This window comes from Nocardiopsis sp. NRRL B-16309 (assembly GCF_001279585.1).
Taxonomy (GTDB): domain Bacteria; phylum Actinomycetota; class Actinomycetes; order Streptosporangiales; family Streptosporangiaceae; genus Nocardiopsis.
In genome coordinates, this window is the sequence record NZ_LGEC01000127.1 from 1 (window position 1) to 1,247 (window position 1,247).

The 1,247-nt window shown below is 71.1% G+C and carries 1 protein-coding gene; it reads left to right on the forward strand.

Translation table 11 applies throughout. The annotated features are described in order from the left end of the window. A partial coding sequence (gene glyA, locus ADL05_RS27620) for a serine hydroxymethyltransferase (protein ID WP_304437801.1) occupies window positions 1-1,247 on the forward strand: 1,247 nt, incomplete at both ends.

Here is a 1,247-nt window from a genome sequence, read left to right on the forward strand (position 1 = left end):
CGACCAGGCACTGGGCGAACTGGACCCCGAGGTGTCCGCGGCGGTGAACGCCGAACTGGCACGCCAACGCGACACCCTGGAAATGATCGCCTCCGAGAACTTCGCCCCCCAGGCCGTCCTGGAAGCCCAGGGCACCGTCCTGACCAACAAGTACGCCGAGGGCTACCCCGGCCGCCGCTACTACGGCGGCTGCGAACACGTCGACACCGTCGAACAGCTCGCCATCGACCGCGCCAAAGCCCTCTTCGGCGCCGAACACGCCAACGTCCAGCCCCACTCGGGCGCCCAGGCCAACACCGCCGTCTACTTCGCGCTGCTCAAACCCGGCGACACCATCCTGGGCCTGGACCTGGCCCACGGCGGCCACCTCACCCACGGCATGCGCATCAACTACTCCGGCAAGATCCTCAACGCCGTGGCCTACCACGTACGCGAGCAGGACGGCACCGTCGACTACGACGAGGTCGCCGCCCTGGCCAAGGAGCACCAGCCCAAGATGATCGTCGCGGGCTGGTCCGCCTACCCCCGCCAGCTCGACTTCGAGCGCTTCCGCCAGATCGCCGACGAGGCCGGCGCCCTGCTCATGGTCGACATGGCCCACTTCGCGGGCCTGGTCGCCGCCGGACTGCACCCCAACCCGGTCCCGTACGCGGACGTGGTCACCACCACCACCCACAAGACCCTGGGCGGACCCCGCGGCGGCATGATCCTGGCCAAGGCCGCCCTGGGCAAGAAGATCAACTCCGCGGTCTTCCCCGGCATGCAGGGCGGCCCCCTGGAACACGTCATCGCCGCCAAGGCCGTCTCGTTCAAGGTCGCCGCGAGCGAGGCCTTCGCCGAGCGCCAGCGCCGCACGGTGGCCGGCGCCAAGATCCTGGCCGAGCGCCTGACGCGCCCGGACATGGCCGGGGCCGGGGTGAAGGTCCTCACCGGCGGCACCGACGTGCACCTGGTCCTGGTCGACCTGGTGGACTCGCCCCTCAACGGCCAGCAGGCCGAGGACCGGCTGCACGAGGTGGGGATCACCGTCAACCGCAACGCGGTCCCCAACGACCCGCGCCCGCCCATGGTCACCTCCGGGCTGCGCATCGGCACCCCGGCCCTGGCCACCCGCGGCTTCGGCGAGGACGACTTCACCGAGGTCTCCGACGTCATCGCCCAGGCCCTCAAGCCCGACTTCGACGCCCAGGCGCTGAGCGCGCGCGTGCGCGCGCTGGCCGCCAAGCACCCGCTCTACCCCAACCTGT